The following is a 14,875-nucleotide window of genomic DNA, read 5'->3' on the forward strand; positions in this document are numbered from 1 at the left end:
GGTGCCGCCGCCGTGTGCGGCGGCACCCGTTTCGGTTCCGCGTTCCGTGCCACCGGCACGAAAGGCGTGAACGGCACGAACGGCACGTCGACAGCGACCGGCCGCGCCGGGCGTGTCCGCCGGCGATCCGCAGCCAGCCGGACGTGGACGGGCTGAGCAACGGCGGCCGAGCGGCATGATGCCCGAAGTGCGCCGACGGGGGGACCGTTCGCGACCCGCGACCCGCGACCCGCGACCCGCGACCCGCGCCTCGACCCGCGCCGCGACCCGCGCCGCGACCCACACCCGCGACCCGCGGCCCTCGACCCGCGGCGCGGCCCACACCCGCGGCCCGCGACCCGCGCCGCGGCCCACACCCGCGGCCCGTGGCCCGCGCCGCGACCCGCGACCCACACCCGCGGCCCGCGCCGCGACCCGCGGCCCACACCCGCGGCCCGTGGCCCGCGCCGCGACCCGCGACCCACACCCGTGGCCCGCGCCGCGACCCGCGACCCACACCCGCGGCCCGCGCCGCGACCCGCGGCCCACACCCGCGGCCCACGACCCGCGCCGCGACCCTCGACCCGCGCCGCGACCCACACCCACGACCCGCGCCGCGACCCACACCCGCGGCCCGCGGCCCGCGCCGCGGCCCGGGGCCGGCCCGGCCCGCAGGGCTGCTGGGCTCGGCCAGGCCGGCGAGTCACCCGTCGTCTCCGGCACCCGCCTCAAGGGCCGTCGCGAGAGTCCGGTGGACAGACCCCCTTCACGGGCTTGTGGGCATCGCCACGCTCCCGTCCGCCATCGCCGGATCGGCGACGAAGACGGTGTCCTGGGCCCGCTCACCTGAGGAGCGGGCCCCGCCCGCCCGCGGCTACCCGCGGCCCATCTCCCTGGGCACCCGCACAACCCCGCCGACCTCCCGTTGGGGTGGCGCAGCGACCCCGCGTCCGTGCCTGTACCGCCCCTCCTCCGTCGTGCTGTCGTGAGCTCCCCTTCCCCCGAAACTCCGTGCCCGCCGGTACGGATCCGAGGAGCCGCGATGCCCGGAGTACCCCCGCAGGAGCGGCCCGCGCTGCACGTCGAGGGTCTCGACGTGACGTACGGGCGGGCCTTGTCAGCCCTGCGCTCCGTGTCCCTGACCGTCCCGCACGGCGCGGTCGTGGCGCTGCTGGGCGCCAACGGCGCCGGCAAGTCCACGCTGCTGCGGGCGGTGTCGGGCACCCTGCGCCTGCACCGCGGCACCGTCACGGCCGGCCTCGTCCGCTACGGAGACACGGTCCTGGACGGCCGTGACCCGGTGGCGGCGGTGCGGGCCGGCGTCGTCCAGGTCCCGGAGGGCCGCCGGGTCTTCGCCGGCCTGACCGTGGAGGAGAACCTGCGCTCCGGTGGCCTCGGCCTCGGCCGAAGGGCGCCCGAACAGGTCAGGGAGGCCCGCGACCGCGTGTACACACTGTTCCCCGTGCTCGCCGAACGCGGTCGGCAGGCGGCCGGTCTGCTGTCCGGGGGAGAGCAGCAGATGCTGGCCATCGGCCGGGCACTGATGGCCGCGCCACGGCTGCTCCTGCTCGACGAGCCCTCCCTCGGCCTGGCCCCGCGCATGGTGTTCCGGATCGCCGAGGTGATCCGCGAGATCAACGCCCAGGGCACGGCCGTCCTGCTGGTCGAACAGAACGCGGGCATGGCGCTGTCCCTCGCCGACCACGCCTACGTCCTGGAAGTGGGCGAGGTCCGGCTGTCCGGCCCGGCCGACGACCTCGCGAGCACGGATGCGGTACGGCGCCTCTACCTCGGTGACGACGCGGGCGACCAGGGGGCCGCGTGAGCCTGCGCCCCACCACCGCCACCGCTCCCGGCCGTCTCGCGGCAGCACCTCCCGAACTCCGGGTTCAGGACGTGACCGTGCGCTTCGCCGGCCTGACCGCGCTGGACACGGTGTCGTTCACCGTCGCCCCGGGTTCCGTGCACGCCCTGATCGGCCCCAACGGCGCCGGGAAGTCCACCTGTTTCAACGTCCTGTCGGGCCTGTACCGCCCGGCGTCCGGACAGGTCCGGCTCGGCGACGAGACACTCACCGGACTCGCGCCCCACCGGATCGCCGCCCTCGGCGTGGCCCGCACCTTCCAGAACATCGTCACCACCGAGGGCACCGTCGCCGACAACCTCATGCTCGGCCGGCACGTCCTCTCCCACGCGGGCTTCGCCGCGACCGCCCTCCGGCTGCCCCGAGCGGTGCGCGAACAGCGCGCCCACCTCGCCCGGGCCCGGGAGATCGCCGAACTCACCGGACTGGCGGCCCGCTTCGAGACGCCCGTCGCCCTGCTGTCGTACGGCGACCGCAAACGCGTGGAGCTCGCCCGAGCCCTCTGTCTCGAGCCGCGCGTCCTGCTGCTCGACGAGCCGGTGGCCGGCATGAACGGCGCCGAACGCGCCCGGACGGCCGAGGTGATCGACACCGTCCGCGCGGAACTCGGCCTGTCCGTCCTGCTGGTGGAGCACGACATGGGCCTCGTGATGCGCCTCGCCGACGAGGTCACGGTGCTCGACTTCGGCCGGTGCATCGCCCACGGCACCCCCGACGAGGTCCGCCGCCATCCCGAAGTACTGCGCGCCTACCTCGGCACCCCCGGGGAGGACACCCCCGCGGAGGGCACCACCGAACAGGGCACCGCCCTCGAAGAGGAAACCGACTCCGAAGGGGACCCCGTATGACCGCCTTCCTCGACAGCATCCTCACCGGGCTCGCGCTCGGCGCGGTCTACGCACTGGTAGCGCTCGGCTTCGTCGTGATCTTCAAGGCGTCGGGGGTGCTCAACTTCGCCCACGGATCGCTGCTGCTGTTCGGCGGCTACCTCGTCGCCGTCCTCCACGACGACCTCGGTTTCGCCGGCGCCCTCGCGGTGGCCGTCCTGGCGACCGCGGCGCTCGCCGGAGCCCTCGACCGGCTGCTGCTCCAGCGCGGCGACCCCGACCCGCAGGCCGCCCATGTGCAGACCATCGTCACCATCGGCGTGGACATCGTGCTGCTCACCGACCTCTCCCGGCGCATCGGCGGCGACCTGCTGCCCCTCGGCGACCCGTGGGGCGACTCGGTCACCCGCCTCGGCTCGGTGACCGTCGCCGACAGCCGGCTCGCCGCGATCGCCGTCTCCGCGCTCGCCATCGGCGCCGTCTTCGCCCTGTTCCGCTACACGTCCTGGGGCCTCGCCCTGCGGGCCGCCGCGGAGGACACGGAGGCCGCCGCGCTGATGGGTGTACGGCTCAGCCGGGTGCGCATGCTCGCCTGGTGCCTGGCCGGCGCCCTGGCCGCGCTGGCCGCCGTGTTCCTCGCCGCGTTCCCCGCCCCCGGGCTGGAACGGACCACCGGTCAGATCGCCCTCAAGGCCTTCCCGGCGGCGATCCTCGGCGGCCTGACCTCTCCACCCGGCGCCCTGGCCGGCAGCCTGCTGATCGGCCTGACCGAGGCCCTGGCAGCCGGCTACCAGTCCGAACTGCACGTGCTGGGCGAGGGGTTCGGCGACGTCGCCCCGTACGCCGTCATGGTGGCCGTCCTGCTGGTGCGGCCCACCGGACTGTTCGGCGCGAAGGGAGCGGCTCGTGTCTGAGCGGATCCCCAAGGGCGCCGTCGTGCTCCTGGCCGCGCTCCTCCTGTGCGCGCCGCCCTTCTACCTGGACGCCTTCTGGCTGCGCATCGGCCTGTTCTCGATGGCCGCCGCCATCGGCGCCGTCGGCCTCGGCCTGCTCACCGGCACCGCCGGCCAGCTCTCCCTGGGGCACGCCTTCTTCCTCGCCGTGGGCGCCTACGGCTACACCTGGCTGGCCGGAGAACCCGGCCCGGGACTGCCGACCGCGCTCGCCGCGGTCCTCGCCGTGCTGCTCGCCGGGGCGGCGGGCGGACTGTTCAGTCCCGTCGCCGGGCGCGTGCGCGGCATCTACCTGGGCGTCGCCACGCTCGCCCTGGTCTTCCTGGGCCACCACGTGCTGCTCACCGCCGACTCCGTCACGGGCGGGTTCAACGGCCGCTCCGTGCCCCCGCTGAGCATCGGCGGGTTCTCCTTCACCGACGACGACCCGGGACTCGTCGTCCTCGGCGTGCCGTTCGGCGCCGAGGAGCGCCTGTGGTTCCTCGGCCTCGCGCTGCTGGCCGTCACCTGGTGGACCGCGCGCGGCCTGCTGCGCGGACGCCCGGGGCGCGCCCTCGCGGCCCTGCGCGACAGCGAGACGGCGGCCGCGGTGATGGGCGTCGACGTCGCCCGCCACCGCTCGGCGGCCTTCGTCGTGTCGTCGATGTACGCGGGCCTCGCGGGGGTGCTGCTCGCGCTGGCCTTCCGGCGGGTCGTCCCCGACTACTTCGGCCTGGCCCTCTCGGTCGACTACCTGGCGATGATCGTGATCGGCGGCCTCGGCTCGGTGGCCGGGGCAGCCGCGGGCGCCGTCTTCGTCACCGCGCTGCCCCTGCTGATGACCCGTTACGCCGACCAGCTGCCCCTGGTGACCGCCCCCGGCACCACCGAAGGCGGGGTGGGCCCGACCGAGGCGGCCCGCTACCTCTACGGCGCGGCGATCGTCCTGGTCCTGCTGTACGCCCCCGACGGACTGCGCGGCATCACCCGCCGCGTCCGCACCCGTCTGCGCCCCGCCGACCCGGCCCCGGCGCCCGCCACCCGTCCATCCGCCTCCGCCGTCCGAACCAAGGAGCCCACCCCGTGAACCGCACGCACCACAGACACCGCGTCCCCGGAACCCTTCTCGCCGCCGCGCTCGCGGCCCTGCTCGTCGCGGCCACCGGATGCAGCTCCAAGGCGGACGGCGACGGCGGCTCCGACAGCGCCGACGGCGTCAAGTCCGGCCCGGGGGTGACCGCGAAGACCATCAGACTCGGCGCCCTCACCGACCTGACGGGCCCCTACGCCACCCTCGGCAAGAGCATCGTGCAGGCCCAGCAGATGTGGGCCGACGAGACCAACGCGGCCGGCGGCATCTGCGACCGCAAGGTCGAGATCGTCGTCAAGGACCATGGCTACGACGTGCAGAAGGCGGTCACCGCCTACGCCGACCTCTCCCCGGACGTGGTCGCGCTGCCGCAGGTCATCGGATCCCCCGTCGTCGCCGCCCTCCTCGACGACATCGAGAGCGACCACCTGCTCACCTTCCCGCAGGCCTGGGCGGCCTCCCTGCTGGGCAAGGACTCCGTCCAGGTCATGGGCACCACCTACGACGTCGACATGCTCGCGGCCGTCGACTTCCTCACCCGCACCAAGGGCCTCGCCAAGGGTGACTCCATCGGACACGTCTACTTCGAGGGCGACTACGGCGCCAACGCCCTGGAGGGCTCGACCTGGGCGGCCGAAAAGGCCGGGCTGAAGATCGTCCCGCAGAAGATCAAGGCGACGGACACGGATCTGACCGCTCAGGTGTCGGCGCTGAGCAAGGCAGGCGTGAAGGCCGTCCTGATCAGCGCCGGCCCGGCCCAGACGGCCTCCCTGGTCGGTGTCGCCGCCTCCCGCGGACTGAAGGTGCCCGTCGTCAGCAGCGCACCCGGCTTCGCGCCACAGTTGTTGAAGACGCCCGCGGCACCGGCCCTGCTGGGCATGCTGAACGTGGTCAGCGCGGCGCCCGCCGTCAGCTCGGACCTGCCCGGTGTCCAGAAGATGGTGACCGCGTACGGGAAGAAGTACCCGGCCTCCCCGGTGGACTCCGGGGTGCTGTCCGGCTACAACGCCGCCCAACTGCTGGGCGCCGACCTGAAGAAGGCCTGCGCGGCCGGCAGCCTCGCCCGGGAGGACGTGGTGAAGGCGCACCGCGGGCAGAAGAGCGTCGACACCGGACTCGGCTCCCCGCAGGACTTCTCCGACGTGTCCCGGCCCGCCGCCCTGTCGACCTATGTGCTCAAGCCGGACGCGAAGGCGGTCGGCGGCCTGGTGGGCGTGGAGGACGCGCATGAGGCGCCGGGCGTGACGGAGTACCTGGCGAACCGCTCCTGACCCGCACTCCCGTGATTCAGCGGCCGTGCTGCTGAATGCGTTCGCTTATCTCCATTGGACCCGCGGCCGACGGCGGGGCCAGGCTGGAGGACGTCCGGTGCACCGCGATCACCTTCCGGTGCACCGGACTTCCCCCTGCCCGCCCGCATCCGAAAGAGGTCGCGAGCCCATGCAGACCCGCCGTATCGGTGACCTGGACATCAGTGCGATCGGCCTCGGCGCCATGCCCATGTCGATCGAAGGACGACCGGACGAGACCCGGTCCCTCGCCACGATCCACGCCGCACTGGACGCCGGTGTCACCCTGATCGACACCGCGGACGCCTACCACCTCCACGCCGACGAGGTCGGCCACAACGAGACCCTGATCGCCAAGGCCCTCGCCGGCCACCACCGGGGACGGGACGTCCTGGTCGCCACCAAGGGCGGCCATCTGCGCCCCGGCGACGGCAGCTGGACCCTGGACGGCAGCCCCGCACACCTCAGGGCGGCCTGCGAGGCGTCGCTGCGCCGGCTCGGCGTGGACGCCATCGGCCTCTACCAGTTCCACCGCCCCGACCCGCGGATCCCCTACGAAGAGTCCGTCGGCGCGGTACGGGAGCTGCTGGACGAGGGCAAGATCCGGGCCGCCGGCATCTCCAACGCGAACCCCGAGCAGATCAGGCAGGCGAACGACATCCTCGGCGGGCGCCTGGTCGCCGTGCAGAACCAGTTCTCCCCGGCCTTCCGCTCCAGCGAGCCCGAACTGCGTCTGTGCGACGAACTCGGCATCGCGTTCCTGCCGTGGAGCCCGCTCGGCGGCATCTCCCGGGCCCGCGAACTGGGCTCCTCCTACGCCCCGTTCGCCCATGTGGCCGAGGCCCACGGGGTCAGCCCGCAACGGGTGTGCCTGGCCTGGATGCTCGCCAGGTCACCGGTCGTGGTGCCCATTCCCGGCGCCAGCCGCCCCGAGACGATCCTCGACTCCCTCGCCGCGACGGACCTCGTCCTCACCGCCGCCGAACTCGCCGAGCTGGACGCCGCCCTCTGACACGACCACCAGGAGGACCGCCGTCCATGGCGTCGTCGTACGAAAGACCGCTCGACCACCGTTACCGGGGCGAGCACCCGATCCGCACCCTCGCCTACCTCCTGCGCGCCGACCGGCGCAGCCTCGCCGCCGCGGCCGGCGTGTTCACCGTCAAGCACAGCCCGATCTGGCTGCTGCCGCTGATCACCGCGTCCATCATCGACACCGTCGTCCAGCACCAGCCGATCGGCAGACTCTGGACGAGCACCGGCGTCATCCTGTTCATCCTGCTGGTCAACTACCCCCTGCACCTCCTCTACGTGCGACTGCTCTACGGCAGCGTCCGCCGCATGGGCACCACCCTGCGTTCCGCGCTGTGCACCCGGATGCAGCAGCTGTCCATCGGCTACCACTCCCGGGTCAGCGCCGGCGTGCTCCAGGCCAAGGTGGTGCGGGACGTGGAGACCGTGGAGCAGATGGTGCAGCAGACCGCCGAGCAGGGGCTCGGCGCGCTGACCGTGCTCACCGGCGGCCTCGTCATCATCGCCGTGCGCACCCCCGAGTTCGTGCCCGTCTTCCTCGTCGTGGTGCCCGTGGCCGCCGTCCTCGTGGACCGGCTCAGGGCCCGGCTGCGCACCCACAACGAGGACTTCCGGCACGAGGTGGAGACCCTCTCCTCACGCGTCACCGAGATGACCCGCCTGATCCCGGTCACCCGCGCCCACGGGCTCGAGGGCAAGGCGCTGCGCCGCATCGACGGCACCCTGAGCCGTCTGCTCACCTCCGGGATGCGGCTCGACCTGCTCAACGGCCGCTTCGGCTCGCTGGCCTGGGTCCTGCTCAACGTGATCGGGGTGCTCGTCCTCACCGGCGCCGCGCTGATCTCGTACTACGGCGTCTGGGGCGTCACCGCCGGCGACGTCGTGATGCTGAGCGCCTTCCTGACCACCCTCACCAACTCCACCACCACCCTGACCGGGCTGGCCCCGGTCATCACCAAGGGCCTGGAGTCGGTGCGTTCGGTCGGCGAGGTCCTCCAGGCGCCCGAGCTGGAGGACAACGAGGGCAAGTCCGAACTCACCGCGCTGCACGGCTCCGTGACCTTCGAGGACGTCGGCTACGCCTACGACAGCGGCAGCCCGGCGGTGCGCGACTTCACCCTCTCCGTCACACCGGGGGAGACGGTCGCCCTCGTGGGGGCGTCCGGCGCGGGCAAGTCCACGGTGCTCAGCCTCGTCATCGGTTTCATCCGGCCGACCTCGGGCCGGGTGCTGCTCGACGGGACCGACATGAACACCCTCGACCTGCGCACCTACCGAAGGTTCGTGTCGGTCGTGCCGCAGGAGTCGATCCTCTTCGACGGCACCATCCGCGAGAACGTCGTCTACGGCATGGAGGACGAGACCGACGAGGAGACGGTCCGCGCGGCCCTGCGCGACGCCAACGCGCTGGAGTTCGTCGAACGGCTCCCGGACGGTCTGCACACCCTCGTCGGGGAGCGCGGGGCACGGCTGTCGGGCGGGCAGAAGCAGCGGCTGGCCATCGCCCGCGCCCTGATCCGGGACCCGAAGGTGCTGGTCCTGGACGAGGCGACGTCCGCGCTGGACACCCGGTCCGAGGCGCTCGTCCAGCAGGCCCTCGCCCGGCTGCTGCGCGGCCGCACCACCTTCGTGGTGGCGCACCGGCTGTCCACCGTGCGCGGCGCGGACCGGATCGTGGTGATGGGGGAGGGGCGGATCCTGGAGACCGGCACGCACGACGAGCTCCTGCACCGGGGCGGCGCCTACACGGAGCTGCACAGCGGGCAGGTCGCGTGAGCGCAGGTGGCCGGATCATGACCCCGGCGGGTGACGTTCCCGCCCGCCGTGCATGATTCGCCCAGGTCCGGGCACACGCAGCGCAAACAGGAGAGAGGGGCGCTCGTGATCGTTCCGGACCCGAAGGTCGCCAGGACGTTGCTGACCCGGTACGCGACGCTGAGGATCGCTCAGGCGGAGTGGGACAGGCCGCAGACGGCTCGTGAACTGAAGGACGTGACGTACACCTTGTGCGTGCTGATGGACACGCCCGACGTCCGGGAGGCGGTCGCCGCGGCGGACGCCCTGCTCGAGTCCGCGGCGGCGGTGCCGGCGCGCGACCCGGAGAGCGGACTGTCCCTGGCCGTCTGAGGGCGGCCCCGAGCCGGACCCGGCGCGGCGGTGCGCCCCCACGGTGCCCGCCGCGCCGGGACGTCTCACAAGGCGGTGGAGCCGCACCGGTCGGCCTGCCGGGCATCGCGCTCCGGAGGCGCCCCGGCCAGCCACTCCGCGATGGTGCGGGCGATCGGCTGCCCGGTGTCCACCTCCACGAAGCCGAACTGGCCCGACTGGTTGCACTCCAGGAACCACCACGTCCCGTCGGCGTCCTCCGCGAAGTCGAAGGCGCCGTAGGCCAGTTCGGCCTCCCGCAGATATCTCCGCACGGCCTCGGCGAGGCGCGGCGGGACATCGGCGGGACGCCACGGTGTGGTGGAGGGCGAGTAGCGCACGTCCACCACGTCGGGGTCGCCGCCGGGGGTCGTCTCCTTGCGGGCGGCCAGGATGCGGTCGCCGACCGCGGTCAGCCGTATGTCGGCCCGCTTGGCCACCCGGCGCTGGAGCAGCGTCGGACCGTAGGCGACGGCGGCGAAGTCCGCGCCCGGCGGGACCCGGGTGGTGGGCACGGCACGGGGCGGATCCTGCGGATGCGCCCCGGACACCGGCTTGACCACCAGATCCGGATAGCGGTCCGCGAACTCGCGGGCCGCCTGCGGGAACGTCGTGACGATCGTGGCCGGCACGGGCAGCCCGCTGAGTTGCGCGAGCCGTAGCTGCCAGGGCTTGTGCCGGGCGCGCTGGGACGCGTCCGGGTGGTTCATCCAGCGCGCCCCGGTACCGCGGAGCATGCCGTACAGCGCCTGCGAGGCCTCCTCCGTGAGCCACGCGGACGGCTGGGCCGCCCGGGCCGCCGCCGTGCCGGGCCGCCGGACCCACACCGATCGCAGCCCGTCGAGGCTCACCAGCCGACCGGCGGACGACAGGTGGCCCCGGAAGGCACCGTGCACGAACTCGCCGGAGAGCGCGACGGAGTGGGTCAGGTCGGCCGGGTCCAGCCGGACGACGGGGACGCCCGCGGCGTTCAGGTGCACGACCACCATGTCCGCCGTGACGTCCTCTTCACAGGTAAGGATGAGCACGGTCATTTTCGTCGGCCCGTGTTCAGTCGTCGAAGTGGGTCTTGGAGCCCGCCGTCGAGGTCGTTGTCCCGAGTTCTCTCAGGAGGGCGTGGTCACGAGCGGCGATCCGGCCGTCGAGAGTTACGTTCAACTGCATTCCGGGGTCATAGGCGTACGGAGTGCTGTACTCCAACTCGGCCGCTGGGCGTGCGTAGTTGAGCGTGAACGGTTGCATCGTCTCTCCCTCGTCGGTACTGCCTCGATCAAGCGGTGCCGCTGTGCGACGTCACTCGGGCCCGCTGCTTGGTGCTGGATAGGTGCGTCCTTCAGTCACTTATACGAATCGAACGGGTGGTTGGTTTCCTTACTCTCCGTGATCATCGCGGGGTTGGACACCGAACAGGGCGCGGAGCAGGGGAGATCGGGTCGAGCGGGGGTGAAAACCTCTTCCCGGACGGTCAGTCGGGGAGGCGCTCGGCAGCGTTTTCGGGCGCATTGTCGGGCGCGCGGCGCAGGGAACGCAGAGCCAGCAGGAGGACACCGATGTCGTCGAGGTAGACGGGGTCCGGCAGTACGTCGGTGGGCAGCACGAAGTACAGGACCGCGCCCCAGAACATCCAGCGCGGCCCGGTGGGAAGCCCTGCTCGTCTCAGGCCCCGGCGGGCGCGGACCAGACGCACGAGCACGGCGGCGGCCACGGCGAACAGCGCCGCGGCCGCCAGCACCGCGACGACGACGAGCGTGGTTGGCGCATCCACGGGCCCTCCCATATGGTCCGTCGCGCGGCGTCTGCTCCTACTCGATTTCCCCGCTTTCGGTTTCCGGATTCCCGTTTCCGGCGGGAATACCGCATCGGAGGCGGCTGCCGCGTCCGAGTGGCGGAGCGCGCCGGACGCCCGTGGCGCCGAGCACTGCGGACCGACGTCCGCTCAGCGGTGGCTAGCCGGTCGGTACCGGGTGCTGAGGGGTCTCCAGCAGGCCCGTCAGTACCCGGTCGGGGGTGAGCGGCAGTTCGCGGAAGCGGACGCCCGTGGCGTGGTGCACGGCGTTGCCGATGGCGGCCGCCGTGCCCACGATGCCGATCTCGCCGATCCCCTTGCCGCCCAGGGGGTTGAGATGCGGATCGTCCTCGTCGATCCAGTGCGCCTCGATGTCCGGCACGTCGGCGTGGGAGGGCACGTGGTAGGCCGCGAGATCCGACTCGGTGAAGTCGCCGAAGGCGGCGTCCAGGGTGCTGCCCTCGGTCAGCGCCATGCCCAGGCCCATGGTCATTCCGCCGACGAACTGGGAGCGCGCGGTACGGGGGTTGAGGATGCGTCCCGCCGCGTACACCCCGAGCAGCCGGCGCACCCGCACCTCTCCGGTCACCGTGTCCACGGCGACCTCCGCGAAGTGCGCCCCGAACGCGTGCCGCGCAAAAGGACTTTCGGCGTCGGCCGCCCCCTTGGTGTCGGCGCGCGCCTCCAACCCCAGCTCGGGCAACGGCCCCTGACGTTCCGCCAGCTGTACGGCGAGCTGCGCGCAGGCGTCGTGCACCGCCCAGCCCCAGGAGGCGGTACCCGAGGAGCCGCCCGCCAGCGGGGCCGTCGGCAGATCACTGTTGCCCACCCGGATCCGTACCCGCTCCAGGGGTACCTCCAGGGCGTCCGCAGCGACCTGCGCAAGGACCGTACGGGCGCCGGTGCCGATGTCCGCGGCGTTCACCTCGACGAGGAAGGACCCGTCCGGCAGGGCACGCACCGCCGCCTTCGACGGATACACCTGCACCGGGTAGGTGGCGGCGGCCACGCCCGTGCCGAGCAGCAGCGGGCCGACGGAGCGCGTCCGCGGGCGGGGATCCCGGTCGGACCACCCGAACCGGCGCGCGCCCTCCCGCAGGCACTCGACGAGGTGCCGGCTGCTGAACGGCTTGCCGCTGTCCGGCTCGGTGTCCGGCTCGTTGCGGATCCGCACCTCGACCGGGTCCGTCCCGAGTGCCTCGGCCAGCTCGTCCATCGCCGACTCCAGGGCGTACATGCCCGGCGCCTCACCGGGGGCCCGCATCCAGGACGGCGTCGGCACGTCGAGCCGGACCACGCGATGCGAGCTGCGCAGGTGCGGGGCGGCGTACATGACGCGGGCCGGCATCCCCGCGTACTCGACGAACTCCTTGATCCGTGACGTGTACGTGGTCACCTCGTGCACGAGCGACGTCAGCCGGCCGTCGGAGTCCGCGCCCAGGCGCAGCCGGTGCAGGGTGGCCGCCCGATGGCCGACGGACGTGGGCAGCATGCGGCGGGGGAGGACCACGGTGACCGGGCGTCCGGTGTGCCAGGTGGCCATCGCGGCGAGCACCACGTCCGGCCGGGGCATGCCCTTGGACCCGAAGCCACCGCCGACATGCTCCGCGACGACCGTGATCCGCTCGTCCGCCAGCCCGAACATCGCGCCGAGCACGGCGCGCACGACCGTGGTGCCCTGGCTGGAGGTGTGCACCGTGAGCCGCTCGCCGTCCCAGTGCGCGGTGCTGGCGTGCGGCTCCATGGGGTGGTTGTGCAGGGGCGGCACGCGATAGCCGACGTCGACCCGCACATCCGCGTCGGTGAACGCGCCGTCGGGGTCGCCCAGTTCCCGTACGCCCGGGAACATCCCGTTGATCTTCTCGGGGACGTACGCCTGCGGGTGCGTGGCGGTGAGTGTGACGTCGTGCGTCTCCTCGGCGCAGGTGACCCGCACGGCGGCGGCGCCGGCCCGGGCCGCCTCAGGGCTGTAGGCCACCACCAGGGCGACGAACCAGCCCCGGTTCGGCACCTCGGGGCCCTGGAGCACGGCGAGGGTGGCGTCGTCCGCCGAGGCGAGGCGGGGCGCGTTGCGATGGGTGAGCACGGTGACGACGCCGGGCAGCGCCAGCGCCGCGGTGGCGTCGACGTCGGTCACCCGGCCCCGCACGATCGCCGCCGGGACGGGACGGGCGAACAGCCGCCCGGGCAGGGGCTGTTCAGCGGCGTAGCGGGCGGTTCCGGTGACCTTCTCCCGGCCCTCCCTGCGCTCGGCGGGAGCGCCCACGGCGGTCATGAGTCCTCCTCGTGCGGTACGAGCCGCGTCAGGACGTCGACGGCGAGGTTGCGGGCCAGCGGCACCTTGTACGCGTTGTCACGCAGCGGTCGGGCCTCGGACAGCTCCAGCTCGGCGGCGCGTTCGAAGGCCGCCCGGGTGGGAGCCGCGCCCAGCAGCGCCTCCTCGGCCCGCCGGGCCCGCCACGGGCGGTGCGCCAGCGCCCCGAAAGCGATTCCCACCTGCGCGACGACACCGTCGGCGACCTCCAGGACCACGGCGACGGAGGCCAGCGCGAAGGCGTACGAGGCCCGGTCGCGCGCCTTGCGGTACGCGGACGGCAGCCCGGCCCTGGCGGCCGGCAGCAGGACGGCGGTGATGAGCTCGCCGGGTTCGATCACGGTGTCCCGCTCGGGTTCCTCCCCGGGCGACCGGTGGAACTCCGCCGCCGTCACCCGGCGCACGCCCGCCGTGCCGTACAGCTCGACCTCGGCGTCCAGCGCGGCCAGGGCCACGGCCATGTCCGACGGGTGGGTGGCGATGCAGTGCTCTGAGTGCCCGAGCACCGCGTGGTCGCGGTGCACGCCGTCCAGGGCAGCGCAGCCGCTGCCCGGCTCCCGTTTGTTGCACGGCTTGGAGACGTCCTGGAAGTAGGGGCAACGGGTGCGTTGGAGCAGGTTCCCGCCGGTCGTGGCGGCGTTGCGCAGCTGGCCCGAGGCGCCGGCGAGCACCGCCTGGGAGAGCACGGGGTAGCGGTCCCGCACCCGTGGATGCGCCGCGAGGTCGCTGTTGCGCACCAGGGCGCCGATCCGCAGCGACCCGTCCGGCAGCTCCGTCACCTCGTCCAGAGGCAGGCGGGTGACGTCGACGAGGGCGGTCGGCCGTTCCACGCCGAGCTTCATCAGGTCGACGAGGTTGGTGCCGCCGCCCAGATAGCGTGCGCCCGGGTGCGCGGCGAAGGCCTCGGCGGCCTCCGCGAGACTGCCGGCCCGTACGTAGGCGAAGGTTTCCACCGGATCACGTCCTCTGGTTGCCCCGGTCGTGCCCTTGGGCAGCCGGCCCGGTCATGTGCTGCCCGCCCCGGTCACGTCCTCGACCGCGTCGACGATGCGTGGATACGCGCCGCAGCGGCAGAGATTGCCACTGAGCCGCTCGCGGATCTCGTCCCGGTCCAGCACGACGGGTCGTCCGGAGGGCGCCGCCGGGTCCGTGACGTGCGAGGGATGGCCCGACTCCGCCTCGGCGAGCGCGCCCACCGCCGAGCAGATCTGTCCGGGCGTGCAGTACCCGCACTGGAAGGCGTCGCGCTCCAGGAAGGCCCGCTGGAGCGGATGCGGATCCTCGCCGTCGCCGGACAGGCCCTCGACGGTCGTGATGTCGCTGCCGTCCAGGGCGACGGCGAGCAGCAGACAGCTGTTGACGCGCCGCCCGTCGACGAGGACCGTGCACGCGCCGCACTGACCGTGGTCGCAGCCCTTCTTCGCGCCGGTGAGGTCCAGATCCTCCCGCAGCACGTCCAGCAGCACGCGCCGGTGGTCGACGGTGAGGGTGTGCGGCTTGCCGTTGACGCGCAGCGTCGTGTCGGATCGGTGGGGCGATGACCGGGGGCCGTGCTCGCTGCCCATGTCCTGGTCCCTTCCGGGGCGGTCCGTGGTGCCGTGGGGACCGCGTATCCAG

The 14,875-nt window shown here is 73.2% G+C and carries 14 protein-coding genes; 8 read left to right on the top strand and 6 right to left on the bottom strand.

The window, feature by feature from the left end; all coding sequences use genetic code 11:
• Window positions 1-1,021 precede the first annotated feature (1,021 nt).
• The 8 genes from G9272_RS40540 to G9272_RS40575 all read left to right on the top strand — a co-directional run bounded on the left by G9272_RS40540 (window position 1,022) and on the right by G9272_RS40575 (window position 9,140).
• A complete protein-coding gene (locus tag G9272_RS40540; RefSeq protein WP_171401194.1) occupies window positions 1,022-1,804 on the top strand; it encodes an ABC transporter ATP-binding protein in 783 nt (260 codons plus the stop codon).
• Window positions 1,801-2,691, top strand: a complete 891-nt coding sequence (locus G9272_RS40545) for an ABC transporter ATP-binding protein (protein ID WP_171401195.1) — start codon at window positions 1,801-1,803, stop codon at window positions 2,689-2,691. Before G9272_RS40540 ends, G9272_RS40545 begins: the two co-directional genes overlap by 4 nt.
• Window positions 2,688-3,584 (top strand): branched-chain amino acid ABC transporter permease, encoded by an 897-nt coding sequence (locus G9272_RS40550; RefSeq protein ID WP_171401196.1) that lies wholly within the window; start codon window positions 2,688-2,690, stop codon window positions 3,582-3,584. Before G9272_RS40545 ends, G9272_RS40550 begins: the two co-directional genes overlap by 4 nt.
• Complete coding sequence (locus tag G9272_RS40555; protein WP_171401197.1) at window positions 3,577-4,689, top strand: branched-chain amino acid ABC transporter permease; 1,113 nt, start codon at window positions 3,577-3,579, stop codon at window positions 4,687-4,689. Before G9272_RS40550 ends, G9272_RS40555 begins: the two co-directional genes overlap by 8 nt.
• Complete coding sequence (locus tag G9272_RS40560; RefSeq protein ID WP_171401198.1) at window positions 4,686-5,963, top strand: ABC transporter substrate-binding protein; 1,278 nt, start codon at window positions 4,686-4,688, stop codon at window positions 5,961-5,963. Before G9272_RS40555 ends, G9272_RS40560 begins: the two co-directional genes overlap by 4 nt.
• Window positions 5,964-6,132: 169 nt before the next feature.
• Window positions 6,133-6,993, top strand: a complete 861-nt coding sequence (locus G9272_RS40565; RefSeq protein ID WP_171401199.1) for an aldo/keto reductase — start codon at window positions 6,133-6,135, stop codon at window positions 6,991-6,993.
• Between the two features lie 26 nt (window positions 6,994-7,019).
• Complete coding sequence (locus G9272_RS40570; RefSeq protein WP_171401200.1) at window positions 7,020-8,789, top strand: ABC transporter ATP-binding protein; 1,770 nt, start codon at window positions 7,020-7,022, stop codon at window positions 8,787-8,789.
• Window positions 8,790-8,894: 105 nt separating this feature from the next.
• A complete protein-coding gene (locus G9272_RS40575; protein ID WP_171401201.1) occupies window positions 8,895-9,140 on the top strand; it encodes a DUF5133 domain-containing protein in 246 nt (81 codons plus the stop codon).
• A gap of 65 nt (window positions 9,141-9,205) precedes the next feature.
• Here the strand turns inward: G9272_RS40575 and tgmB are convergent, their stop codons facing one another.
• The 6 genes from tgmB to G9272_RS40605 form a co-directional block, all read right to left on the bottom strand.
• The gene (gene tgmB / locus G9272_RS40580; protein WP_171401202.1) at window positions 9,206-10,192 is read right to left on the bottom strand and encodes an ATP-grasp ribosomal peptide maturase; all 987 of its coding nucleotides are present in this window, start codon (window positions 10,190-10,192) and stop codon (window positions 9,206-9,208) included.
• Window positions 10,193-10,208: 16 nt separating this feature from the next.
• A complete protein-coding gene (tgmA, locus tag G9272_RS40585) occupies window positions 10,209-10,400 on the bottom strand; it encodes a putative ATP-grasp-modified RiPP (RefSeq protein WP_171401203.1) in 192 nt (63 codons plus the stop codon).
• A 223-nt stretch (window positions 10,401-10,623) separates the two neighbouring features.
• Entirely contained in the window at window positions 10,624-10,923 is a 300-nt protein-coding gene (locus G9272_RS40590; protein WP_171401204.1) for a DUF1232 domain-containing protein, read from the bottom strand.
• 181 nt (window positions 10,924-11,104) lie between these two features.
• Window positions 11,105-13,219: a xanthine dehydrogenase family protein molybdopterin-binding subunit gene (locus tag G9272_RS40595; RefSeq protein WP_171401205.1), complete on the bottom strand. Its 2,115-nt coding sequence runs from the start codon at window positions 13,217-13,219 to the stop codon at window positions 11,105-11,107.
• Entirely contained in the window at window positions 13,216-14,211 is a 996-nt protein-coding gene (locus tag G9272_RS40600; protein WP_171401206.1) for an FAD binding domain-containing protein, read from the bottom strand. Before G9272_RS40600 ends, G9272_RS40595 begins: the two co-directional genes overlap by 4 nt.
• Window positions 14,212-14,262: 51 nt before the next feature.
• Window positions 14,263-14,823, bottom strand: coding sequence for a (2Fe-2S)-binding protein (locus G9272_RS40605; protein ID WP_171401207.1), 561 nt, complete (start codon window positions 14,821-14,823; stop codon window positions 14,263-14,265).
• Between the last annotated feature and the right edge of the window lie 52 nt (window positions 14,824-14,875).

It is taken from the genome of Streptomyces asoensis, assembly GCF_013085465.1.
GTDB lineage: Bacteria > Actinomycetota > Actinomycetes > Streptomycetales > Streptomycetaceae > Streptomyces > Streptomyces cacaoi_A.

Coding starts and splice junctions, on each gene's coding strand:
- G9272_RS40540 (WP_171401194.1), top strand. CDS start 1,022: ATGCCCGGAGTACCCCCGCAGGAGCGGCCCGCGCTGCACGTCGAGGGT.
- G9272_RS40550 (WP_171401196.1), top strand. CDS start 2,688: ATGACCGCCTTCCTCGACAGCATCCTCACCGGGCTCGCGCTCGGCGCG.
- G9272_RS40565 (WP_171401199.1), top strand. CDS start 6,133: ATGCAGACCCGCCGTATCGGTGACCTGGACATCAGTGCGATCGGCCTC.
- G9272_RS40570 (WP_171401200.1), top strand. CDS start 7,020: ATGGCGTCGTCGTACGAAAGACCGCTCGACCACCGTTACCGGGGCGAG.
- tgmB (WP_171401202.1), bottom strand. CDS start 10,192: ATGACCGTGCTCATCCTTACCTGTGAAGAGGACGTCACGGCGGACATG.
- tgmA (WP_171401203.1), bottom strand. CDS start 10,400: ATGCAACCGTTCACGCTCAACTACGCACGCCCAGCGGCCGAGTTGGAG.
- G9272_RS40595 (WP_171401205.1), bottom strand. CDS start 13,219: ATGACCGCCGTGGGCGCTCCCGCCGAGCGCAGGGAGGGCCGGGAGAAG.
- G9272_RS40605 (WP_171401207.1), bottom strand. CDS start 14,823: ATGGGCAGCGAGCACGGCCCCCGGTCATCGCCCCACCGATCCGACACG.